Raw genomic sequence first — 24130 nt, 5'->3', positions numbered from 1 at the left:
CTTCCTCCTAGTCTTCCAGATGGGCAAATCCCATTTTTTCACGGATCTTATCGTGGAGATTTGCAATCACAGCTGGTTTTTCTACTTTTGGAGCATCCTCATGAAGAAGCCAAGTTTTAGCCCAATGTGTCTCTGATACTGAGAATTGAGGAGCTTTTTGTTCGAAGTCAATCTGCATTGCATAGTCAGAGCGCAAGGCAAAGGCATCCCCTTTCAGGTCAGTATAAAGCGACGGAGGTGTTCCTGGGATTGAGTAAAGATCCCCTTTATCATCAGCAAGCTGAGGCAAGCTAGACAAGAGACTCCATGTATATGGATGGCGAGGGTCATAGAAGACTTCCTCAACAGTTCCATACTCAACGATTTCTCCTGCATACATAACCGCTACCTTATCCGCAATACTTGCTACCACACCAAGGTCGTGGGTGATAAAGATTGTTGTAAAATGATACTCGTTTTGTAAAGATTTCAGCAAATCAATAATCTGAGCTTGAATAGTCACATCCAAGGCAGTTGTTGGCTCATCACAGATCAAGACATCAGGTCGGCAGGCAAGGGCAATCGCAATAACGATACGTTGACGCATTCCTCCAGAATATTGGAATGGGTATTCATCAAAACGTCTATCTGCATCTGGAATCCCAACCTTATTCATGTAGTCAATGGCCAATTCTTTCGCTTCTTTGGCTGTTTTTCCTTGGTGTTTTACAATAACTTCTGTAATCTGACTACCAATTGTTTTAATTGGGTCCAAACTAGTCATTGGATCTTGGAAGATAGTCGCAATCTTAGCACCACGAATTTGTTCCCAATCTTTGTGAGAAGATAGAGCTGTCAAATCTTGACCACGGTAGTCAATACTACCTTGGGCAATGCGACCATTTTCTTCGAGCATACCTGTGAAGGTCTTTGTCAAAACAGATTTTCCTGATCCTGACTCACCTACCAAGGCTAATACTTCTCCTTCAACTAGTTCAAGGGAAACGCCGCGAATGGCTGTCAATACTTTGTCACGAACGTCAAATTCCACGACAATATCGCGAGCAGTCAAAATTACATTTTTTTCTTTTGTCATTTCTACTCCTATCTATGTGTACGTGGATCACTAGCATCCGCTAAGTTTTGACCAACTACGAAAAGGGACAAGGATACCAAGACAAGAGTTGTCAATGGAATCCAGAACAAGTAAGCATTAGTTGTTACGTTTTGTGAATAATCTGAAATCAAACGACCCAAACTTGGTACGGTAATCGGTAATCCAAGACCGAAGAATGACAAGAAGGCTTCGTATGAGATAAAGCTTGGAAGCATTTGGGTCATGGTTGTCACAATAACAGATACCAATTGTGGCATAATGTTTTTGGCAACAATCTTCAAGGTCGGTGTTCCCAAAGTACGTGACGCCAAGTTGTATTCCAAATCACGATAACGCAAGATTTGCACACGGATCATGAAGGCAATTCCAATCCATGTTGTTACACTCATGGCAAAAATCAGATTCCAGAATCCAGCTCCGATTGAGTAAGTCAAGACAATGACAATCAAAAGAGATGGGATGTTTGAGATGACGTTATAAACTTCCATCATCACGCGGTCAACTGATTTTGAAATACCCCAAATACCACCGACAAAAACACCGATAACCAAGTTAATCACTGTCGCAATCACAGAAATGAGGATAGAGTTACGAGCTCCGAACCAGACACCGTCAAAGAGAGATTTACCGTTACTGTCAGTACCGAACCAATGCTCAGCATTTGGCTTGATATAACGAGCACTAAAGTCGTTTACCTTGCTGACATCATTGAAATCAAACTTAGAAAACATTGGGTAGATGAAACTCATCAAAATGATGGCTACTAAGATTCCCAACATGACTACAGTTGATTTTTTCTTCATAAATTGTCTAAACACTGACTTCCAGTAAGAATATGCTGGCGCATCAATAGTTTCAGAGGCAAAATCGTCACGTTTTACAAACTGAAATTTTTCTTTATCGATTGTAGACATTATTTGCCTCCTTTCTCAGTCAATTTAATACGTGGGTCAATAATGGTCATCCAAATATCTCCTAAAAGAAGGGAGAAGATAGAAATACATGTAAAGATGAAGACAAGACCAACGACCATAGAGTTATTAGATGCTTTTACAGAGTCAATCAACATTTTACCCATACCTGGGAAGGCAAAGACTGTTTCAGTAAGGGTTGCACCACCGATAACCCCAATAACGGCACCAGGAATTCCTGAAACCAGCGGAACCATGGCATTTTTGAAGATGTGTTTGTTTGAAATTTCTTTTTCAGACAAACCTTTTGCACGAGCAAAACGAACAAAGTCTTGAGATTGCAAGTCAATCATGTAACGACGAATCCAAATAGCTGTACCAGGAGCACCCAACAAACCAAGGATGACTGCTGGTAAAACGTAAGAACGCCAATCTCCAGCCCCTAAGATAGGGAATGAATCTGGTAAACCAATTGAGGAACCAAGCAATCGAACAATATAAACAAGGGCGATTGTTGGAAGTGCCATCAAGAAGGTCAAAGCCCCTGTTGAGAAGCTATCGATCCAAGTGTTCTTGAAGCGAGCCATGGCTGAACCAAGTGGCACGGCAATCGCATAAGAAATCACCAAACCAATCAAACCAGCAATAGCAGAGCTGACAATCATAGATGGATATTGGTAATTACTTTCAGTCGCTGTATAAGGATCATCTTTCCCATAGCTAGCTACTTCACGAGAGTCAGCCTGACTAGGTGACTTGTAGGTTCTCGAGTAAATATTTACAGAAGACGTTTTCTTACCTGTTGGGAACTGAACTTGAGCAGTTTTGGTTTGTCCTTGACCTTGAGTAATAACCTGAAGAACTGGTGTATTAGCATAGGTTGGGTAAGAGTCACCTAAATTGATATTCACAAAATTTTGATGCACAAATGGGAACTGACTGTTGAAGTACAAGAGATATTTATGTTTAGTACCCGAACCGACCAATGACCAACCGATAGCTGGATCATTTTCGAAACGAAGGTAACGTTTCAAGTCTGGATTTTCAGGGTCTTGAATTTTATTTGTATGGTCAATGTCAATCAAGTTAACATAGAAGTGAAAAACACGTTCAAAAATTGGAATTTCACGAGTAGCATAGAATTGACCACTTTCAGTAAATTCTCCCAAAGTCCAACCATGACCTAATTGATTGATGTACTTTTCATAAATAGCTTTATTGGTCGCATTTGCCTCTACTGTTACAGAAGAATCCATGCTACTTGCCTTTTCTTGCAACTCCTTAGTATCGTAATACTCAATGTAGCCCATACGCTCAAACACAGTATTTTCATAGTTATCACGTTTATCAGCCGTTGTCGCAATTTTATTATAGTTAGGATCCTGCTTGAAAATCAATTTTCGAGGAACCAAGGTATAGATAATCGTGTAGGTCAAAGTCGTTACTAAGAAAATCGAAACCAATGACCGCAAAACACGCATAAAAATATATTTTTTCATATTATTTCCTTTAAAAATCCCAAAAGAACCTTCTCCTCATGGAGAGAAAGTTCTATTAGAAATTATTTACTTCACATGACTTGCCAATTCTTTTTGAGCTTTCTCATTTGATTCAGCTTTTTCTTTCAACCATTTTTCACGAGCTTTTTCATACTCTTCTTTGGTGATTGCTTTTTCACCAACTTCAGTGTACTTCAAGTATCCTGAATTTTCACCTTTAAGACCAGATTCAGAATATGATGAGCTAAATGGTAGAACTTTTGAAACATATGAAACGGCTGTTTCTTTAGGAGAAGCCATTACTGGAATTGTCAAAGCATTGTCAGTCAACCAAGCTTGTGCTACCGCGTATTTTTCATAACGTTTTTGAACATCTTGGTTTTCGCTGTTTGCATCATCAAGTAATTTTCCATAGTCAGCTAAAGCAAGTTTGCTTACTACTGATGCATCCGTGTTTTGGTCAATACCAAGGTAAAGGCGAGTGTTTCCTCCCTTGATGACAAACTGATCTAAGAAAGTAGAAGGATCTTGATAGTCAGGGTTCCATCCTAGCAAGGTGTGGATATCCCAATCTTGCTCTTTAGCTGTTGGAGCACTAAATGAAATTGGTAAAGCTTCTGCTTGAGTCATTTGTTGCAAGTCTACAACAACATTATCTGAGCCCAATACTTTTTCAATTGATTGCTTCAATGATTGAACACGGTTTACAACCGCTGTTGATTCTTGGATAACCAAGGCATCCAAGTGGATTGGGAATTCAACACCTTCAGCTTGTAGGCTTGATTTAGCTTTAGCAAAGACTTCTTTAGCTTTTTCTTCATTGTAAAGGCCATTTTGAGAATCTGCTAGAGATACGTTTGACCAAGTAGAAGAATTTGTCTTAGCCAAGCTATCTTGTACCAATTCACCAAATGTTTTCTTACCAACTTGAAGATTATATGGTGCAAATGTATTACGGATGGCTACCGCCGCTCCATCAGTACCATTTGTTTGAGCTGAGTAAGAATTGCGATCGACTGCAAAGTTCAAGGCTTGACGGAATTCCTTATTTAGCAAAGCTTTTTGAGTAGATGTCTTTTGGGCATCACTTGTCTTAGCAGTGTGGTTATAGGTTGTACGGCCATAGTTCAAGCTGACAGTTGCAACACCCGCACCTGGTTCATTAAAGTAAATGTTATCTTTGAAATCAGCTGCATATTTTTCATATGTAGAACTTGTAGGGAAGATACGAGCCTTGCTATATTGACCATCAGAAAAACCTTTGGCAATTACATCTTGATCCTTACCATCCCAGAAAGTGAACTTAACGTTCTCAATTTTTACATTTTCTTTATCCCAGTAAGCATCATTTTTAGCCATCTCGATAGATGATTTAGGAGTTACAGCCTTCAAGACAAATGGACCGTTATAAAGAATAGAGTTAGCATCTGTTGGAGAACCAAAACCTTCCCCTTTTGAAGCTAAGAATTCTTCATTAACTGGCATCAAAACACCACTAGTGGTCTTGTCATTCCAGAAAGTTTCTGGCTGGTTCAAGGTATACTCTAGTGTTTGGTCATCGAGTGCTTTTACTCCGACGGTTGAAAAATCGCTTGTTTCACCCTTAATATATGCTTCTAATCCCTTAATAGAAGAGCTAACGATTGAAAGTCCTTTTGATTTCCCATCTACCGCATGTTTCAAACCAGTAACGAAGTCTTTAGCAGTGACAGGAGCGTACTCTTCTCCCTCTGCTGTCACCCATTTAGCATCCTTACGGATTTTATAGGTATACGTCAAACCATCTTTTGAAACTGTCCATGATTCAGCAATAGAAGGAACCAGATTACCATATTTATCGTTAGCCAACAAACCATCTACAGCATTTGTTGTGATGAATGATGTTGAATCGATATTGCTGACGATATAATCCAAGGTTTCTGGATCTGTTTGATAAACATATTGGTAATCTTTTGCTAGTTTCGCATTATTTGAACTAGTGTTTGAACACGCAGCTAGAACTCCTGACGCTAATAAGGTAGCTCCTGCTACAGCAAGCACTTGACTTTTTTTCATTTCTTCACTCCTCGTAATAAAGTATAGGTTATTATCGATTATACCATAGATTTTAAGATGTTTCAAGAAAAATAAACGAATTTTCAGAATATTTAGGCTTATTCATACAAAAAATCTAAAAAAACTATTGACTGAGAATGATTTTCAAGGTATAATAATAAACGTTAAGGCGGTATAGCCAAGTGGTAAGGCACGGCTCTGCAAAAGCTTGATCGTCGGTTCAAATCCGTCTACCGCCTTCTATAACTTGATTTATCAAGTTTCATTTAAATAGAAAGCCCAATTTAAAGGGCTTTTTTCTTTTTCCTCGAATAAATACGTATAACTTTAAAAAACTTTTGGGGCGAGTTTGGGTCAAAGTTCTTTCCATGACATAATTCCCTCATGAAATCAACTGAAAAAAGCTTCGTCACGCATGGTGACAAAAGCCTCTAGTTTACTCTGTTTCTTCTTCTATTTCGACTTCGGTAATTTGGACTTTTACCTTGGTAACACGTCCATTTTTCACTTTATCATTGGTTAAGATAAGTTGTTTATTTTGGCTGACCAATTCATAGCTGAGTTTCTCAGTCGTCGGAATGGTTCCAACTCCTGTCAAATAATAACCAGCGATGGTATCAACGTCATCACTTTCCAGTTCAACATCAAAGTAATTATTGAAATCATTGAGGGTCATAGTTCCTTGAACAATGTAGGTATCCTCGCCAATCTGATGAACATCTATTGCTGCCTTGTCCGTTTCATCATCAATTTCACCAACAATTTCCTCTAAAAGGTCTTCCAAGGTCACCAAACCAGCCATACCGCCGTATTCATCCAGTAAGATTGCCATTTGTCTTTGGGTGTTTCGCAATTCTTTTAGCAAGTCATCCACAAAAATAGTTTCAGGTACAAAAAGTGGATCTTGTAAGATTTTCTTCCATACAATGTTATCAAAACCGTCCACAAAACCAGCCTTAAGGAGACTCTTAGTGTGAATGATTCCAATCACATTGTCCTTATCCCCATCGTAAACTGGTATACGGGAAAAGTTTTGTTTTAAAATACTTTGGATAATGGCTTGACTATCATCCTGAATATCCACCATAAAGGCATCCGTTCGAGGAACCATAACCTCTCGTGCCATCAGTTCATCGAGCGAAAAGACACCTTGTAGCATCTCAATCTCATCAGCATCCAATGTTTCTTCACTATTTGTCAGCATATAGGCAATTTCATCACGGGTCATCTTTTCATCCGCATCATCGAATGACATAGGAGTCAAATGGCTCAAGAAATTGGTCGAAGCAGCTAAAAGCCAAACAAAAGGACTGACTAGTTTTCCGATCCCAATGATAACCGGCGCTGTACGAATGGCCAAGGCATCCTTTAGATTAAGAGCGATTCTCTTAGGATATAATTCCCCAAAAACGATGGAAATATAGGTCAAAAATGCCAAGGATAGAAAAGTTGCCACGGCTTGTGCTGTTTCGCCATTCCCAAGCCAAGAGGCAATCACACGTCCTAGAGTATCAGCTAAACTCGCCCCTGATAAGATTGTAATCAGGGTGATTCCTACCTGAATGGTTGATAAAAAGTGGTTAGGATTTTCTAGTACCTTCAGCAGGCGGATGTAGCGTCTGTCTCCTTCTTCCGCCTTTTGTTCAACTCGGGCACGATTAAGAGAAACCATGGCCATTTCTGTGGCTGAGAAAAAGGCATTTAATATCGTCAAGATAAACAATAAAACAAATTGTAGCAACAAATTCTGACTACTTGGGTCTTCCATAGTTCTTCTCCTAAAATAGTATCTTATCCTTTATTATATCACAAAATCTAGTCCAGTACATATTATTTTTTATCAGTGTCTATTCTAGTTCTACTTAAATTGTCCAGAAAAGAACTCCTATATCCACAAGTGACATAGGAGTTTATTTCATATTTTACTGAGTTACAGTTACTTCTCCAGTTCGGTAATCCAGTTGAAGTCCCTTTTGAACATTGGGAACTAGAACATTGAATTCCAATTCTCCATCCGAAGACTTGGCTTCAATCTGTGAAGCTGAAGGAACTAAATCCTCGTTTGAAGCGTAGTAAAGGGTTACACGGTAACGGACACGCTTGTTTTTATCCAAGGCTTTACGCACCTTACTTTCATAGTAGTTTTGACCAGTCGAATCCTCGGCCTGCGCCTGATTTGCCCAGGCTGTCTGAACAGCAATGTTTTTAGGATTGCTTGTCGAGGCATCAAAACCATCCAAACCACCGATTAAGGCATAGCCTAACAAGTGACCTCTATCGACTGCATGGGTATAAGAGCCCTTTAGATTCTTGACCTGATGCCAACCTGGTGGAGTCCAAGAAGTCGAACCATTCCCGGTTTCTTCACGATTCTTGTACTGGCGAGTAGCCTTAGACAAGAGGGCATTAGCTACGGTTGGCACTGTTTCCTTGCCCACTGTCTTTGTCTTATTATCAGCGTAGGGCTTACTTGAAACCTTGGCATTTAGGTTTGTTTTATTACCATTGACGATAAAAGCACCAGCCCCGTTCCACTCCAGACTCCCTTTTATTTGGCTTTTGACTGCGTCTGTTAAGACACTTTCCGCCAATTCTTGACCAGGCGCGTCTGGTGATTGACTTTTCTGACTCATTTTTGTCTTAGCAGCCTGATTTCCTAGTTCAGTCTGCTTAATATAGTAGCTCCCCGCAGATAAGAGCAATAACACTAGCAAACCAATCAGTGTCTGTCTTGTTTTTTTGTTCATATTTCTCCTTATCTTTAGAAAAAGGCTGGTCTCCCAGCCTAATTTCCTGTAAATTTATGAATCAATTCCTGCCATTTTGCTGGAGACAGGATAGCCCACGGATCTTGACCCTTGCCCAAGATTCCATAACCGACCATTAAACCGATTCCTAGGGCTAGAACGCCTAAAATCAGTACTATGATGACTAAAAGTAAACGCTTGACTACGTAGCTTGATTTCTTATTCATCTTCATCACTTGCCTCAATCCGCTGAATCTTAGCACCTAACTGCGCCAATTTCTCATGGAAACGGTAGTAGCCTCTATCCAAGTGAACCAATTTACCAACTACAGTTTCTCCCTGTGCTACCAAACCTGTCAAAATCAAGGCTGCACTGGCACGAAGGTCAGTAGAAAGAACTTCCGCTCCCTGCAAAGGTTGCCCACCAACAATACGAGCTGTATCACGGATAATCTCCGAGTGTAAGCCCATACGACGCATTTCTTCTAGGTGTTGGAAACGATTTTCGAAAACTGTCTCCACCATGGTTGATTCGCCTTTTGCAACTGTCATCAAGGCTGTAAATTGAGCCTGCATATCTGTTGGAAATCCTGGGTGGGGCAAGGTTTTCACATGGACAGCTTTTAGATTTTCTAGTTGAGAGCGAACGCGAATTCCTTCCGTCTCCTCCGTCACTTCCACTCCCATTTCAAGCAATTTGGCAATCAAGGGACGGTTGTGCTCCCAAACAGCGTCTTTAATCAAGACATCACCACCAGTCATGGCAGCAGCTACCATAAAGGTTCCTGCTTCGATACGGTCTTGGACTACATTGTGAGTCGTACCATGAAGTTTCTCAACACCAGTAATGGTAATGGTCTCTGTACCAGCACCCTTAACCTTGGCTCCCATTTCATTGAGGAGAATGGCTAGGTCCACAATCTCAGGCTCACGCGCAACATTTTCAATCACTGTCACCCCATCAGCTAGAGTTGCAGCCATCATCAAGTTCTGCGTAGCACCAACACTTGGAAAGTCCATATAGATATGGGCACCGTGTAAGCGATCAGCCTTGGCTTCGATGTAACCAGCTGTCTGGCTAATCTTAGCCCCCATAGCTTCCAGACCTTTCAAATGAAGATCAATAGGACGGCTACCAATCGTACAACCACCTGGCATGGATACCTTAGCATGACCTACACGGGCAAGAATTGGTCCCAAGACAACGATGGAGGCGCGCATCTTGCTGACATACTTATAAGGGGCTTCCTCAGTGATGTCGCCAGTAGCATCCACCTCGACAAGATGAGCCTCCTCATCAAAGTCAACCTTGGCATTCAAACCACCAACCACCTGATTCATAATAAAGACATCCGACAAGATCGGTACATTCTGTAAGACTGTCTTTCCTTCACTTGCTAGAATAGTCGCTGCCAACAAGGGCAAGACTGCATTCTTTGCTCCTTCAATCGTAACACTTCCTACCAGACGATTATCGCCACCTTGAACCACAATTTTGTCCATACTCGTTTCCTTTACTCTTGATTTTATAATAATCCTCTAAGCGCTTCTTGCCACAACTGATACAGGCTGATAAAGAAAGAACTCAGGATGTAGCCCATGACAATGCTAAAAAAGGCTACTAATAAACGAACTTTTCCTGTATTCTCAGCTGTCACTTTTAAAACCTTTTCCCATCTAACAAGATTCTTTAAAAGGTAAAAACTCACATAAATAAAGAGCATGTGACTGCTTAGAGTGAATAATAATTGAACCATTTGACTATTATACCATCTTCTCTGTTTGTGCGCTAGTTTGGAAACTTAACTTAAAACTAGGGGTTGTTTTTCAAGTAATCAATTGCATCTTGTAAGGTTTTAACTGGCACGATTTTCATATCTGTCTTGATTGTTTTAGCTGCTTCTAGGGCTGTTTGGTAGTTGTTTTTCGCATTCGGATGCGCTTTTTGTTCTTCTTCGCTAACAGGGTTATCAGGGGCAAAGAAAATAGCAGCACCTGCCCTAGCCGAAGCTACAACCTTTTTATCAATACCTCCAATGTCCCCCACATTCCCATCACGGTCAATGGTTCCTGTACCGGCAACAATACGACCATTACGAAGACCTGGGTGAGCTATTTGAGTATAGATAGCTAGACTAAACATGAGACCAGCACTTGGGCCGCCAATACCAGCTGTTGAAAAGCTAATTGGGATATTGCTGATTACCTCTGTACGATCAATCAAGCCGATTCCAATCCCATTTTTTCCATTTTCCAAGCTGATAATCTTTCCTTCTGCAGACTTGGTTTGCCCATCCTCTTCATAGGTGACCTTGACGGAGTCCCCTAATTTTTGAGAACTGACGTAATCAATCAAGTCTTTGGAACTATCAAAGGTCTGATCATTGACTGCTGTGACCGTATCAGAGATATTGAGAATCCCTTTAAAGGTTGAATTATCCGTCACATTCAAGACATAAACCCCAAAGTACTTGAGTTCGATATCCTTACCAGCTGTTTTTAGACCTTGATACTTGGCCATATTTTGTGATGTTTGCATGTAGAATTGATTGATTCGCATAAATTCTACATCTGAAGAACCACCTGTAGTCTCCTGAGCACTACGAATATCTGTAAAAGGCGTCAACCAAGCATAAACCATATGGGCTAAAGTGGCATGCTGGACACCAACCGTAACGAAGTGATAGGCCCCAGCCGCCTGATCTTCTGTGTCATTTACTTTAAGGACTTGGCGAATATCTTCCGAACCACCTGGAACCTCTATATAGTAGGGCAAGGGCACCACAAATGCCAAGAAAGTCGCTATCAAGGCCGCAATGACATATAAGGGCCATCTAATCTTTTTTTTCATTTCTTATTTCCTCCAAAATACTCTCAGGAACATAGCAGGCAATATCCTGACCAAACTTCAATAGTTCTCTAACACCTGATGAACTGAGATAGAGATGTTCAGGTCTGCTATGTAAATAAATGGTCTCTATATCAGGAGACAGCTGATGGTTGTAGTAATCAAAACTGGCTTCATATTGCAAATCCGCTGCATTCCTCAAACCACGCACTAGGCAAGTAGCCCCCAGTCTTTTCGCAACATCAACTACCAATTCATCATGAGAAGAGACGACTTCAACATTCCCCAAATCTTCCAAAGCCTTTTCTAATCCCCGTTTACGATTTTCGATAGGGAGAAATCCTTGTTTGTGGGGATTAAAAAAAATACCAACATAGAGCTTATCAAAAAGTCTGCTCGCCCGTTCAATCATATCCAGATGCCCATTTGTCATCGGATCAAATGAGCCTGTGAATAAGCCAATCTTATCTGACATAGACTGTCACCTTACTAATTCCATAAATCTTTTCCTTCCAGATACCCAGGCAGGCAATTTCTTCTGGAAGTTCAACGGCCTTATCCGTCTCACACACAACCATGACATCTTCAGAAAAAAGCTCTCTCTCAGCCATTTTTTCAATATCTGCTACCATTTGTTCCTTGGCATAAGGAGGGTCTAAGAAAATAAGGTCAAATTCCCCAGATACCTGCTCCAATGCCCTTTCTGCATCCATCTTGAGGAGTTGAAATTTTCCAACATCCTTGGTCATCTGGATATTTTCAGCCACGATGGTCTGAGCCTTACGGTCTCGCTCCACCAAAACAGAGCTGGACATGCCACGCGATACTGCTTCGATAGATAAACCACCACTACCTGCATAAAGGTCCAAGACTCGTCCCCCTTCAAAGTAGGGACCAATCATGTTAAAAATGGCTCCCCTAACCTTATCTGAAGTAGGTCTTGTCGTCTTGCCCTCTAGTGTCTTGAGGGGACGTCCCCCATAGATTCCTGATACGATTTTCATACTGTTTATTATACCAAATTATAGACAAAAAGAGAAAGAAAACCGAACCTTGCGGTTCGATTCTCTACAAAATATTTTCGTAAGTATCGCGGACTTCTTGAGGCCAAACACTTGTTTGCACTTCTCCGATGTGTCTCTTGCGAAGTAGGAACATGGCCATACGAGATTGTCCAATTCCTCCACCGATTGTCAATGGGAATAGGCCATTCAATAGAGCCTTGTGCCATTCCAATTCCAAGCGGTCTTCATCACCTGTGATGGCAACCTGACGGCGAAGGGTTTCTTCATCTACACGAATCCCCATAGAAGACAACTCAAAGGCTCCACCCAGAGATTCATTCCAGACAAGAATATCACCATTTAGACCCTTGTAGCCATTTTCAGACTCGCTTGTCCAGTCATCATAGTCTGGTGCACGTCCATCGTGCGGTTTACCATCTGGCAACTCGCCACCGATACCAATCAAAAAGACGGCTCCAAATTCTTTACAAATCGCATTTTCACGTTCTTTCGGTGTCAAGTCTGGGTAGCGTTCTACCAATTCTTCTGTATGAATAAAGGTGATTTGTTTTGGCAAGATAGACTCGATGTCATAACGGGCTTCAACAGCTAGCTCAGTCAGGCGAATAGCCTTATAAATCTTCTCAACTGTTTCTTTTAGATAAACGATGTTACGCTTACCATTTGGGATAACCTTCTCCCAGTCCCACTGGTCAACATAAACAGAGTGGGTTGCATCCAAGGAATCCTCATCTGGACGAAGGGCCTTCATGTGGACAAAGAGACCCTCTCCTTCACCAAAGCCAAAACGAGCCAAGGTGTGGCGTTTCCATTTAGCAAGGGAGTGCACCACTTCATAAGTAGCATCAGGGATTTGGAGAACCTTGACCGATACGGCATTCTCCACACCTGATAAGTTGTCCTGCATCCCATCACCGACCCTACTCAAGATAGGACCTTGAACTTCGACAACTTCTAACTTATCTTTCAAATACTGGGTAAAAGTATTTTTGACAAAGGAAATTTCTTCTTGTTGGTGAATAAAACTTTTCTTCATAGGCTACTCCTCAAAAATTAGTTAAAAACATTATACACCTATTTCCAAGAAAAGAAAAGAGAAAATTTAAAAAAATCAGTGTCACTCAAAACACTGATTTTATAGACCTTTTAATCATTACGACCAAAGATACGTAAAATACTTAGGAAGAGATTGATAAAATCAAGATAGATACTGAGAGCCATTGACACCACCCAGCCTGTCGCTACACGACCTTGCGATTGTTCATAGACAAGGCGAATTTTTTGGTTATCCCAAGCAATCAGTCCTGAGAAAACCAAGACCATGGCTACGCTAATCATATAATCAAAGAAACCACTAGACAAGAAAATATTGACTATCATAGCAATAATCAAACCGATCAGAGCCGCCATCATAGCTCGACCAAGACCGCTCAAATCTTTCTTGGTGAAGATACCAACTGCAGCCATGACAAAGAAGAGAAGGGCGCTCGATACAAAGGCAGATAAAACTGTACCCGGAGTATAGAAGGCTACCACAAAACTAAGGGTAAAACCGTTTAAAACAGAGTATAGCAAAAATACTGGAAGAGCAGCTGGACTATTTCTTGAAGCCATGCTACTGGCAACGAAAACCAAGGCCAATTCTGCAAAGGTTGCAATGGTCAACCAGAGACGCCCCTGCATCAAAAAGTAAAGCAACTGAGACTGAAAGACCGTCAACATAAGGCCTGATACCAAAGCAGATAGTCCGATTCCCAGACCAACAAAGGCATATACCTTAGCGTAAAATTGATTGAGACCTACACGGTCATGTATAATAGTGTGATTCATCTTTTCTCCTTTTCTATGAACATCTTTCCTTGATTATAACAAAAAAAGTTAAAATTAGCTTAAATGGAAAATCAAAATACCAGCTGCAACGGCAACATTCAAACTCTCCGCCTGCCCCTTCATGCTAATATGGACCAACTGGTCTGCACTTTCAGCCATAAGGGGACTAATTCCTTGGCCCTCATTTCCCATGACTAGTACAAAATTTTCTATAGGAGGCAGTTCTCTGTAATCAACAGAATCTTTAGATAGGGTGGTTGCCAGCACTGGGATAGCTGCTTCCTTAGCTTCCTCGAGAAGCGCTTGGCTCGACATCCGGTAAATAGGCAGATGAAAATGACTGCCTTGCATGGAACGTAAGGTCTTGAGACTGTAGATATCTGCCGATTTATCCGAAACAATTACTCCAGTAAAACCTGCTGCATCCGCAGTCCGAATGATAGTTCCTACATTACCAGGATCTTGCACATCTTCCAAAAACAAGAACTTGCCCTGACTCAAATCAGCTTGTCCTACTTCTTCTTTTTGAACCACCGCAACGATTCCCTGTGGAGTCTGAGAATCCGCCAAATCTAGTAAAATATCCTCTGACACCCAGATAGTTTGCGGAAAAGCAGCTAACTGATTTCGGTAACTTTCTAGGGCAAAGATTTTCTCAATCGTCACTCCAGCTTGGACAGCTTCTTCAAACAAGTGCCAGCCTTCAATCAAATAGGCAGACTTGCGGTATTTTTTTTGGTGTAATTTCTTGGCATTTTTTACCACAGAATTGGCTTTTGAGCTTATAATAGTCATAGAAATATTATAACACAATCAAAGGGGTTTGGTATGCAAAAGGTTAGAATGATTGCCCAAGGTAGGGTACAGGGAGTCGGCTTTCGTTGGGGTGTTTACAGCTTGGCACTTGAAATTGGTGGCATCACAGGTCGGGTATGGAATAACGACGATGGCACAGTGGAAATCTTAGCCCAAGCAGACTCATCTGCTATCATGGCAAAATTTATCCAAGAAATCCGAAAAGGACCCACACATTTTTCAAAAGTCAGCTACTTAGATGTCAAACTAAGTAACTTTCCTCCTTACCCTGACTTTAAAATCGCAAATTAGGTCTCTAGAACTATTGTATATTTTGTAAAAAAACAGTAGAATAGAAAGGTATAATTTTTAAAGAAGGAATAAAAACAGTGAAATCTATTAAACGTTTTGCACTCTCGGCTATGGGAGTGTCTATGTTGCTTGTCTTGACTGGCTGTGTTAGCGTCGATAAAGCCACAGGTCAGCCAATAGGATTTATTTGGAATACTATCGGAGCGCCTATGGCTGAAGCTATCAAGTACTTCGCTACTGATCAAGGTCTAGGCTTTGGTGTCGCTATCATCATCGTAACCATTATCGTGCGCTTGATTATCTTGCCACTTGGTATCTACCAATCATGGAAGGCAACGCTTCACTCTGAAAAGATGAATGCCCTCAAGCACGTCCTTGAGCCACACCAAACTCGTCTCAAAGAAGCAACTACTCAAGAAGAAAAACTCGAAGCCCAACAAGCTCTCTTTGCCGCTCAAAAAGAGCATGGCATCAGCATGTTTGGTGGTGTAGGATGTTTCCCTATCCTCCTTCAAATGCCTTTCTTCTCTGCTATCTACTTTGCTGCCCAACATACTGAAGGTGTTGCTCAAGCAAGCTACCTAGGAATTCCTCTAGGTTCTCCAAGTATGATTTTGGTTGCCTTCGCTGGTGTCCTTTACTATCTTCAATCGCTCCTTTCACTTCACGGAGTAGAAGATGAAATGCAAAGAGAACAAATTAAAAAAATGATTTACATGAGCCCACTCATGATCGTCGTCTTCTCCCTCTTCTCACCAGCCAGTGTTACACTTTACTGGGTTGTCGGTGGTTTCATGATGATTCTCCAACAGTTTATCGTCAACTATATCGTTCGTCCAAAACTTCGCAAAAAAGTCCGTGAAGAACTGGCGAAGAATCCACCAAAAGCAAGTGCTTTCTCTACACCAAGTGGACGAAAAGACGTTACCCCTGAACAACCAACTGCTATCACAAGCAAGAAAAAACACAAAAATCGCAACGCTGGAAAACAACGTTCGAGATAAGAAGAAAAAGGCTTAGCTAGTTTGCTAAGTCTTTTTTGCAAGTCATACTCTTCAAAAATCTCTTCAAACCACGTCAGCTTCGCCTTGCCGTACGTATGGTTACTGACTTCGTCAGTTCTATTCACAACCTCAAAACAGTGCTTTGAGCTAACTTCGTCAGTTCTATTCACAACCTCAAAACAGTGTTTTGAGCTAACTTCGTCAGTTCTATCTACAACCTCAAAACCATGTTTTGAGCAGCCTGCGGCTAGCTTCCTAGTTTGCTCTTTGATTTTCATTGAGTATCAAAAGCCCGATGTTTCCATCAGGCTTCTTTTTTATCCATGTACACGTTTCATATAGTCTTGATAACTTTCGGTATCCATGAGTTTTTTAGCGTTCTTGACGCGATCTGCTGTTGGTGGTTTGACTCCTTCGAGTGAGTATGGGATTCCCAATTCACGCCATTTGAACTCACCCATGGTGTGATAAGGAAGGATTTCAAACTTATCAACATTTTTGAGGGTCTTGACGAACTTCCCAAGTTCAATCAAGTCATCGTCTCTGTCTGTCAAACCTGGAACTAGCACGTGGCGAATCCAGACAGGTTTTCCAATATCTGATAGATACTGGGCACAGGCCAGAATGTTTTTATTGGTTTGGCTAGTGACAATCTTGTGCTGTTCTTCGTTGATTTCCTTGATATCCAAGAGAACCAAGTCAGTGACAGCCATGAGTTTGTCAAATTTTTCAAGGTAACGTGGTTTATTACGGAAAGGAAGGGCACAGGTATCCAAGGTACAGTGGATTCCGTGTTCTTTGGCCTTGGTAAAGAGAGCAATCAGGAAATCAATCTGCAAGAGGGCTTCTCCTCCACTGACTGTAATACCACCCTTATTTCCCCAGAAACCGCGGTAGCGCAAGGCCTCTGTCAAGACATCATCTACCGTCCGTTCACGTGATTTATTGGACTCCATAGCCCAAGTATCTGGGTTGTGACAGTACTGGCAACGCATGTGACAGCCCTGCAAAAAGACAATAAAGCGAATCCCAGGCCCATCTACTGACCCAAAGCTTTCTGTCGAATGCACCATTCCTGTCACTTGTCCATAATCAATTGTTTCTTCAGACATATCGTTACCTTCCTTGAAAACGTTTTATAGTTTTATTATATCACGACTTGAAGGAAAAACAAGATTTTTGCCTATTTTTTAGAAAGCAATCTGTTTTTCAATTTCATTTTCAATCTATTCTCAGATTATTCTTCAAAATCAAAGCCATACAAGGTTGCAAAATAGTCCTCAGGGCGCTCTGCACGGCGGATTTTGCGCACTTTGCCTTCTTCAGTATAGAGGATTTCCGCAGAACGAAGTTTGGCATTGTACTGGTAGCCCATTGAAAAACCGTGGGCACCTGTATCATGAATTACCAGCAAATCACCGATTTCTGTATGAGGCAGTTCGCGATTCACTGCAAATTTATCATTGTTTTCGCAGAGTGAACCGACCACATCTACCACCTCAGATGCTCCTTCTGGACGAGTCATGTTGGTAATATGGTGGTAGGCTCCGTACATGGCTGGACGCATAAGGTTAACCGCTGAAGCATCCACGCCCAGATAAGTACGGTAAGTTTTTTTCTTATGAGTAACTCTTGTGACTAAAGCACCGTGAGGGGCTAACATAAAGCGACCCAATTCTGTGAAAATCTTGACCTGACCAAGACCAGATGGCGTAAGAACCTCTTCATAAACCTTACGAACTCCCTCACCAATCAAGGCGATGTCATTTGGTTCCTGATATGGACGATAGTTAACACCAATACCACCAGAAAGATTGATAAAGTCTAGTGAAATACCCAACTTTTCCTTGATTTCAACGGCCAATTCAAAAAGCTGACGCGCCAACTCTGGATAATAGAGATGAGTCACCGTATTAGATGCTAGGAAGGAGTGAATTCCAAAAGTTTTGGCGCCTTTTTCCTTCAAGATGGCAAAAGCTTTAAAGAGCTGGTCCTTAGTCATTCCAAACTTGGCCTCACCAGGATTGTCCATAATGTCTGTTCCCAATTCAAAAACACCACCAGGATTGTAACGACAAGAGATGATTTCTGGAATGCCTGCTGCACGCTCTAGATGTTCAATATCTTCAAAAGCATCCAAGTTAATGGTCGCACCTAATTCACGCGCATAGGCATATTCCTTGTCTGGCGTGTTGTTAGAAGAGAACATGATCTCAGAACCAGGGAAATTCAGTTTATGACTCATCAAAAGCTCCACATAACTAGAGCAGTCCACACCGCAACCTTCCTCTTGGAGAATTTTCAAAATAGCTGGAGTTGGAGTAGCCTTAACTGCAAAATATTCCTTAAAGCCCTTGTTCCACGAAAATGCTTGGTTGACGGCTCTTGCCTTTTCACGAATTCCCTTCTCATCATACAAGTGAAAGGGAGTCGGGAACTCGGCAACAATCGCTTCTAAGTCTTCTTTATTGATAAATGGTGTTTTCATAAGTTTCCTTCTATTCTATTTGCAAAGAAAGGCTGGAACTATCGTTCCAACCTTTAGTTCTATCTCTTATTTATCTTCGTCAAAGATATTACCAACCTCAACATCGATGGCTTGGTTCTTGACATCAATATTGGTTACCTTCAAGAGTGACTTGTAGTCAAACTGCTTTTCACGTTCTTCTTGGGCATTGTCCGCAAAGACCGCTACACCTGCCAGTTCTGAGTCGAACTCTCGCAAGAGACTGATCATCCCATTGACAGTTCCGCCGCCTTTCAAGAAGTCATCCACAATCAAGACACGGCTGCCTGCCCTGAGACTGCGTTTTGAAAGGAACATTTTCTCAATGCGGTCTCCACTTGAACCGGATACATAGTTGACGCTGACAGTTGAACCTTCGGTAATTTTCAGGTCACGGCGCACAATGACAAAGGGAACATTGAGGACATTGGCAACTGCATTTGCAAGTGGAACCCCCTTAGTCGCTACTGTCATAACCGCGTCAATTTTTTGGTCCATAAAGCTCTTGGCAATAATGCGACCAATATTTTTCAAGATGGCTGGTGTGCTAAGCAAATCGGACAGGTAGATATAACCACCTGGCAAGATACGGTCACTTTCTGACAACTTGGCACGCAAGTCCTCAACCATTTCCTTGGCATCATGGCTTGAGATTGATGGTGTGAAAATGACACCACCACCAGCACCAGTTACTGTCTGGATATGACCGATTTCAATTTCCTCAAAGGCGCGTTTGATAATGACGATATCCTCTGAGATAGATGATTTAGCAGATTCATACTTTTCAGCAAAAGTATTGAGACTAGTTAGTTTATAAGGATGATTAATCAAATAGTTGGAAATGACAACCATCCGATCACTTCTTCTTAATTTCATTTCTATTTCCTATTCCATTTTTATTCAAAAAATCAAAAAGCAAACTAGAAAGCTGGTCGCTGGTGATTCAAAACACTGTTTTGAGATTGTCGATAGAACTGACAAATCCTGTAATATACCTGCATATATACATACGACAAGGCGATACTACCCTAGTTTGAAGAGATTTTCGAAGAGTATTCATTTTTGTCTTTTACTTATTATACCATATTCACATAAAAAAACGAACATTCTTGTTCTAAAAAATGCTCATTTTTCTTAAATTATTAATCTAAATCTGGTTTATAGAAGGAACGATTGTCCATAGCGAAGATTTTATTGGTCATCTCTCCCTTATCCACCAAAGCCAGAGCTGTTGACATCATCATCATGCTAGCATCCAGATTGTCAATCATATGGATAATCTCTGCTTCCATAATGCGTGGACGGACTGGACTTCCATACTCAAGTAAGCCGTGGTGACTGAGGATGACGTGACGAAGCAAAACGACTTCTTCCTTGGTATCATCAATGCCAAGTTCCATAACTGTCTTGGTAATTTCGCTATCAATCAAAGCAATATGCCCAAGGAGATTGCCTCGCACTGTGTACTCGGTCTGGTCTGGTCCCGTCAACTCGATGACTTTAGCTAAGTCATGTAGCATAATACCCGCATAGAGCAGACTCTTATTGAGCTGAGGATAGACTTCGCTAATAGCATCTGCCAAACGCACCATGGTTGCAGTGTGGAAAGCCAAACCCGTTTCAAAGGCATGGTGGTTGGTCTTGGCAGCTGGATAGGAGTAAAATTCCTTATCATACTTAGTATAGAGCTTTCGGACAATCCGTTGCCAGACAGGATTTTCAATTTTGAAAATCATTTGCGACATATAGTCACGGATTTCCTTGACATCAACTGGCGACTTGACCTTGAAATCAGCTGGATCATTGGGTTCACCGGGTTGAGGCAAGCGTAGAGTGATTTGATTGACCTGTGGAGTGTTGTTATAAACTTCTCGGCGCCCTTTCATGTGGACAACCTTACCTGCGGTAAAGGCCTCAACGTTATGAGGTTGGGCATCCCAGAGTTTCCCTTCAATCTCGCCACTATCATCTTGGAAGGTAAAGGCTAAGTAGTTTTTCCCAGCTCGAGTTTGCCTCAGGTCAGCTGATTTGATTAGGTAAAAACCTTCAAACAGCTCATCTTTTTTCATGTGACTAATCTTCATATTCTTCCTCATTTTCTTGGAAATGGAGTAGATCAAGCGCAGGCTCACCTTCTGATAACTCAATGTGACGGAGCGTCCGCTCGATAGCTGTAGTGCGACGGTTTAATAATTCATCAATATTGCCAGAAGCATGTTGGAGATGTTTTTGTGCCTTGACCAGAATACCACCAAACTTGCCAAATTCGGTCTTGACGCTGGCAAGAGTCTTGCTGATATGGTCGGCACTCTTTTGGATATTGAGAGTCTTGAAGCCAACCGATAGGGAGTTGAGCAAAGCTGATAGGGTACTTGGACCTGCAACAATAATCTGCTCCTCCCGTCTCAAATCATCAAAGAAGACCGGATTGCGGACAATTTCTGAGTAGAGACCTTCTGTCGGAACAAACAAAACTCCAAAATTGGTAGTCCGAGGCGGTGCTATGTACTTGCTCTTGATATCCTTGGCAAAGCGCTTGACACTTGCTAGGAGTGACTTGCGACAGCGTTCAATCTCGTCCCTATCACCTGCTTCATAGGCTTCTTCTAGGCGGTAATAATCTGCTAGTGGAAACTTAGAGTCAATTGGCAGGTAGACGTATTCCTGGTCGCCTTGACCAGGTAACTTGATAGCATACTCCACTCGTTCACTAGAGTTTTCAACCGTTGCATATTCTCGTTCGTACTGGGCAGGAGTCATGATGTCTTCGATGATTTGCCCCAGTTGCAATTCGCCCAGAATCCCTCGCGTTTTGGTTCCAGAGAGAACCTTGTTGAGGGCTCCGACATCACGGGCAACAGTCTGCATTTCTCCAAGGCCACGATTGACCGACTCCAGTTGTTTGGAAACTGTCTCAAAGGAAGCCTGCAAGCGCGTCTGCAAGGTCTTTTCTAGTTTTTCCTCGACTGTCTGGCGCATTTGTTCCAAACGTTGCTCATTTGATTCCTGCAGGGCTTGGAGACGTTGGTCGGTCTTGTCTCTGGTTTGGAGGAGATTCTCAGTCATTTCTTGACGGACTTGCGTCAGACCTTGGTGCAATTCCATTCGAACTTCTTGCAAACGGTCGCTGACAGCCACTTCCAAATCTTTTTGATCTAACTGACTGGCTTGTCTGGCTTGTTCAAAGCGGTAATCCAACTGGTCTGACAAGTGATCTGCCTGATCCTCCAAGATCTTGGTCAGATGTTTTTCCTGCTTATCCTGTCTTTGCCAAATCAGAAAAAGTCCAGCTAGGTTGGCAATCAATAATAGAACAAGTAAACTTTCCATCCTACCTCCTGTCCTTGCTATGCAGCACGACCACATAGCCATCTGGGCAAGTCACCGACACTTCCCTATCTATATATTCGTTAGAAGCGTACACTTTTTTAAAGAAAAAATTTTCCTCTGTCAACTCATACTTGGCTCCAAGAATGGTCAGCTGGCTATCCCGAACCGGCATAAAAGCTAGATAGTCGTAGTCTGAACGGGGTTCAAGCTGACTGGTCCCTTCTGGACAATAGGCAATCAAATTTTGCCCATCCTCAATTTCTATCTGGCGCATATAAGGTGCCAACCTGGGATTGCTAGGCAGAAAGACATTGGCCAGCATATGATCAATACGACCACCCAAGGCACCGAAAATAGTGACCTCAGCCTGAGGATTTTTCTCAAAGATGGTTAAGAGAGCCAATTCCAAATCGGTATCATCTTTTTCTGGTCGGGCTTGGACAAAATGTTGGGCACATTTTTGAATCACCTGTCGCTCTTCTTCCGTCACAGAATCAAAATCCCCAACTGCTAGAGCAAGAGGTAGTTTTTCCTCCAAGACCCAGAGCGAGCCTCGATCCACACCGACAAAAGCATCAAAATCTGTCCGATAATGACCGCGGTCTCCGCCTGCAAAAACGGCAACACTAGTCCAGTTGTTTTCTGAGAGTTTGTACTCGCTCATTGACATCTCCCTTAAAGACATAGGAACCTGCTACAAAAACGGTCGCACCAGCTTCTTTGGCTAGAGCAATAGTTTTATCATCAATCCCGCCATCCACTTCTATTTCAAAGTTCAAGCCTTTTTCCTTACGAAGTGCAACCAACTCACGAACCTTATCCATGGTCTCTGGTAGAAAGGCTTGCCCACCGAAGCCTGGGTTCACTGTCATGACTAAAACTTGGTCAACTAGGTGAAGAACGTGCTTAATGGCTTCAACAGGCGTACCAGGATTTATAACGACTGAAGGTTTAACACCGAGTGAACGAATTTTTTGAAGGGCACCATGAATATGAGGCGTTGCTTCCACATGGATGCTGATGATATCCGCACCTGCACGCGCAAAGTCTTCCAGATGGTGTTCAGGATTGGCTACCATCAAGTGGCAATCGAAAACCATCTTACTATGGGGACGCAGAGCTTCGACCACACCTGCACCAAAACTGATTTGCGGCACAAAGTGACCGTCCATAATATCAATATGGGCATACTCTGCCCCAGTTGCTTCTAGGCGTTTGATTTCACGTTCAAAGTTGGCATAATCTGCTGCCAGAATTGACGGAGCAATCTTGTATTGAGACATAGGTTTCTCCTTATTTTGGAATTTTTTTGCTGACTTTTTTATAAGTTTCTCTGCGATTTTCAATCTCACTGAGGAATTGCAGGTAGTTGTCAAAACGGAAGGGCGCAATGGTACCTTCTTCAACTGCTGGCTTGACAGCACAAGACGGCTCATGGGTATGGGTACAAGTGCGGAATTTGCAGTCTCGACTGACAGTAGCAATCTCTGGAAAGGCCTGATTGAGGTCTTCAGCCGTTGACACTTCATAGTCCAAGGATGAAAAGCCTGGTGTGTCTGCGATTTTACCCCCATTGAGGTTGTAAAAACTAACAGCTCGAGTGGTATGACGACCGCGACCCAGACTATCAGAGATTTCTCCCGTTTCAAGATTAAGGTCTGGTGCGATTTTATTGAGAAGAGTTGATTTCCCAACACCCGTCTGCCCCATAAAAACTGTAATCTTACCTGTTAACAAGGGCAAAAGTTCCTCCTTACTGGTCACAAAATCATAACCAATAGCACCATAGATTTGTTGGTAAAAATCCAATTCTGACCTATCTTCCAATAAATCCATTTTGGAAATATAGACGATGGGATGGATACCCTTGTGTTCCAAAAGAACCAAGAAACGATCCAGCAAATTGCTGTTGAAGTCCGGTTCCTTGACGGACATGATTACCACAGCTTGATCGATATTGACAATGGGCGGACGGACCAGACTGTTTTTCCGTTCATGAATTTTGAGAATATAGCCTTCTGAATTTTCCTCGGCAGAGAAATCGACCCAGTCCCCAACGTAAGGGGTATGCCCTTTTTTACGGAAATTCCCACGCGCGCGTGTTTGATAAACCTGGTCCTCACTCTCTACATAGTAGAACCCTGCCAAGGCTTTAATGATTTGTCCCTGCAT

25 protein-coding genes and 1 tRNA gene are annotated in these 24130 nt (G+C 42.0%); 3 read left to right on the top strand and 23 right to left on the bottom strand.

Annotation, left to right across the window (positions count from 1 at the left end; all coding sequences use genetic code 11):
* Positions 1 to 7: 7 nt before the first annotated feature.
* The 4 genes from HT724_RS04640 to HT724_RS04625 all read right to left on the bottom strand — a co-directional run bounded on the left by HT724_RS04640 (position 8) and on the right by HT724_RS04625 (position 5561).
* A complete protein-coding gene (locus tag HT724_RS04640; RefSeq protein WP_000159551.1) occupies positions 8 to 1075 on the bottom strand; it encodes an ABC transporter ATP-binding protein in 1068 nt (355 codons plus the stop codon).
* A gap of 8 nt (positions 1076 to 1083) precedes the next feature.
* Positions 1084 to 2010, bottom strand: a complete 927-nt coding sequence (oppC, locus tag HT724_RS04635; protein ID WP_000103703.1) for an oligopeptide ABC transporter permease OppC — start codon at positions 2008 to 2010, stop codon at positions 1084 to 1086.
* Positions 2010 to 3506: an ABC transporter permease gene (locus tag HT724_RS04630; protein WP_173275265.1), complete on the bottom strand. Its 1497-nt coding sequence runs from the start codon at positions 3504 to 3506 to the stop codon at positions 2010 to 2012. The genes oppC and HT724_RS04630 overlap by 1 nt, the downstream gene beginning before the upstream one ends.
* A gap of 66 nt (positions 3507 to 3572) precedes the next feature.
* Positions 3573 to 5561, bottom strand: a complete 1989-nt coding sequence (locus HT724_RS04625; protein ID WP_173275262.1) for a peptide ABC transporter substrate-binding protein — start codon at positions 5559 to 5561, stop codon at positions 3573 to 3575.
* Between the two features lie 168 nt (positions 5562 to 5729).
* On the opposite strand from HT724_RS04625, the gene HT724_RS04620 reads away from it, so the two are divergent.
* Positions 5730 to 5800, top strand: a tRNA-Cys gene (locus HT724_RS04620).
* Positions 5801 to 5997: 197 nt separating this feature from the next.
* Here the strand turns inward: HT724_RS04620 and HT724_RS04615 are convergent.
* The 11 genes from HT724_RS04615 to HT724_RS04565 form a co-directional block, all read right to left on the bottom strand.
* The gene (locus HT724_RS04615; protein WP_173275259.1) at positions 5998 to 7329 is read right to left on the bottom strand and encodes a hemolysin family protein; all 1332 of its coding nucleotides are present in this window, start codon (positions 7327 to 7329) and stop codon (positions 5998 to 6000) included.
* A gap of 154 nt (positions 7330 to 7483) precedes the next feature.
* On the bottom strand, positions 7484 to 8308 hold the full coding sequence (locus tag HT724_RS04610) for a DNA/RNA non-specific endonuclease (RefSeq protein WP_112445122.1): 825 nt from the start codon (positions 8306 to 8308) through the stop codon (positions 7484 to 7486).
* A gap of 38 nt (positions 8309 to 8346) precedes the next feature.
* A complete protein-coding gene (locus HT724_RS04605) occupies positions 8347 to 8535 on the bottom strand; it encodes a DNA-directed RNA polymerase subunit beta (RefSeq protein WP_025169706.1) in 189 nt (62 codons plus the stop codon).
* A complete protein-coding gene (murA, locus tag HT724_RS04600; protein ID WP_173275256.1) occupies positions 8528 to 9811 on the bottom strand; it encodes a UDP-N-acetylglucosamine 1-carboxyvinyltransferase in 1284 nt (427 codons plus the stop codon). Before murA ends, HT724_RS04605 begins: the two co-directional genes overlap by 8 nt.
* 23 nt (positions 9812 to 9834) lie before the next feature.
* Complete coding sequence (locus HT724_RS04595) at positions 9835 to 10065, bottom strand: DUF1146 family protein (RefSeq protein ID WP_138706243.1); 231 nt, start codon at positions 10063 to 10065, stop codon at positions 9835 to 9837.
* Between the two features lie 56 nt (positions 10066 to 10121).
* On the bottom strand, positions 10122 to 11159 hold the full coding sequence (locus HT724_RS04590) for a SepM family pheromone-processing serine protease (protein WP_173274825.1): 1038 nt from the start codon (positions 11157 to 11159) through the stop codon (positions 10122 to 10124).
* Positions 11143 to 11631, bottom strand: coding sequence for a pantetheine-phosphate adenylyltransferase (coaD, locus tag HT724_RS04585; RefSeq protein ID WP_119947426.1), 489 nt, complete (start codon positions 11629 to 11631; stop codon positions 11143 to 11145). Before coaD ends, HT724_RS04590 begins: the two co-directional genes overlap by 17 nt.
* Entirely contained in the window at positions 11621 to 12160 is a 540-nt protein-coding gene (gene rsmD / locus HT724_RS04580) for a 16S rRNA (guanine(966)-N(2))-methyltransferase RsmD (RefSeq protein WP_050223226.1), read from the bottom strand. The genes coaD and rsmD overlap by 11 nt, the downstream gene beginning before the upstream one ends.
* A 64-nt stretch (positions 12161 to 12224) precedes the next feature.
* Positions 12225 to 13217 (bottom strand): aspartate--ammonia ligase, encoded by a 993-nt coding sequence (asnA, locus tag HT724_RS04575; RefSeq protein ID WP_050223227.1) that lies wholly within the window; start codon positions 13215 to 13217, stop codon positions 12225 to 12227.
* A gap of 110 nt (positions 13218 to 13327) precedes the next feature.
* On the bottom strand, positions 13328 to 14011 hold the full coding sequence (locus HT724_RS04570) for a Bax inhibitor-1/YccA family protein (RefSeq protein WP_023933293.1): 684 nt from the start codon (positions 14009 to 14011) through the stop codon (positions 13328 to 13330).
* Positions 14012 to 14065: 54 nt separating this feature from the next.
* The gene (locus tag HT724_RS04565; protein WP_173275253.1) at positions 14066 to 14806 is read right to left on the bottom strand and encodes an RNA methyltransferase; all 741 of its coding nucleotides are present in this window, start codon (positions 14804 to 14806) and stop codon (positions 14066 to 14068) included.
* Between the two features lie 33 nt (positions 14807 to 14839).
* On the opposite strand from HT724_RS04565, the gene HT724_RS04560 reads away from it, so the two are divergent.
* Together HT724_RS04560 and yidC are read left to right on the top strand one after the other, a co-directional pair.
* A complete protein-coding gene (locus HT724_RS04560) occupies positions 14840 to 15118 on the top strand; it encodes an acylphosphatase (protein WP_173275251.1) in 279 nt (92 codons plus the stop codon).
* 77 nt (positions 15119 to 15195) lie between these two features.
* A complete protein-coding gene (gene yidC, locus HT724_RS04555) occupies positions 15196 to 16122 on the top strand; it encodes a membrane protein insertase YidC (protein WP_173275249.1) in 927 nt (308 codons plus the stop codon).
* A 317-nt stretch (positions 16123 to 16439) separates the two neighbouring features.
* Here the strand turns inward: yidC and pflA are convergent, their stop codons facing one another.
* From pflA to rsgA, 8 genes are all read right to left on the bottom strand, one after another.
* On the bottom strand, positions 16440 to 17234 hold the full coding sequence (gene pflA, locus HT724_RS04550; protein WP_001288286.1) for a pyruvate formate-lyase-activating protein: 795 nt from the start codon (positions 17232 to 17234) through the stop codon (positions 16440 to 16442).
* 125 nt (positions 17235 to 17359) lie between these two features.
* Positions 17360 to 18610 carry a diaminopimelate decarboxylase gene (locus HT724_RS04545; RefSeq protein WP_173275246.1) on the bottom strand — a complete coding sequence of 417 codons (1251 nt, stop codon included), beginning with the start codon at positions 18608 to 18610 and terminating at the stop codon, positions 17360 to 17362.
* 66 nt (positions 18611 to 18676) lie between these two features.
* Positions 18677 to 19504 (bottom strand): pur operon repressor, encoded by an 828-nt coding sequence (gene purR, locus HT724_RS04540; protein ID WP_173275243.1) that lies wholly within the window; start codon positions 19502 to 19504, stop codon positions 18677 to 18679.
* Positions 19505 to 19770: 266 nt separating this feature from the next.
* Positions 19771 to 20712, bottom strand: coding sequence for a 3'-5' exoribonuclease YhaM family protein (locus tag HT724_RS04535; protein ID WP_004260511.1), 942 nt, complete (start codon positions 20710 to 20712; stop codon positions 19771 to 19773).
* Positions 20702 to 21958, bottom strand: coding sequence for a DNA recombination protein RmuC (locus tag HT724_RS04530; protein ID WP_173275240.1), 1257 nt, complete (start codon positions 21956 to 21958; stop codon positions 20702 to 20704). Before HT724_RS04530 ends, HT724_RS04535 begins: the two co-directional genes overlap by 11 nt.
* A gap of 1 nt (position 21959) precedes the next feature.
* Positions 21960 to 22622, bottom strand: a complete 663-nt coding sequence (locus HT724_RS04525) for a thiamine diphosphokinase (RefSeq protein ID WP_173275238.1) — start codon at positions 22620 to 22622, stop codon at positions 21960 to 21962.
* Positions 22585 to 23241 (bottom strand): ribulose-phosphate 3-epimerase, encoded by a 657-nt coding sequence (gene rpe, locus HT724_RS04520; RefSeq protein WP_173275235.1) that lies wholly within the window; start codon positions 23239 to 23241, stop codon positions 22585 to 22587. Before rpe ends, HT724_RS04525 begins: the two co-directional genes overlap by 38 nt.
* A gap of 10 nt (positions 23242 to 23251) precedes the next feature.
* Positions 23252 to 24130, bottom strand: coding sequence for a ribosome small subunit-dependent GTPase A (rsgA, locus tag HT724_RS04515; protein WP_173275232.1), 879 nt, complete (start codon positions 24128 to 24130; stop codon positions 23252 to 23254).

Origin of the sequence: Streptococcus sp. k-402, from assembly GCF_013277515.1 — a bacterium.
GTDB lineage: Bacteria > Bacillota > Bacilli > Lactobacillales > Streptococcaceae > Streptococcus.
Note: the sequence above shows the minus strand (reverse complement) of the source record. Positions and strands in the feature narration are given on the sequence as shown.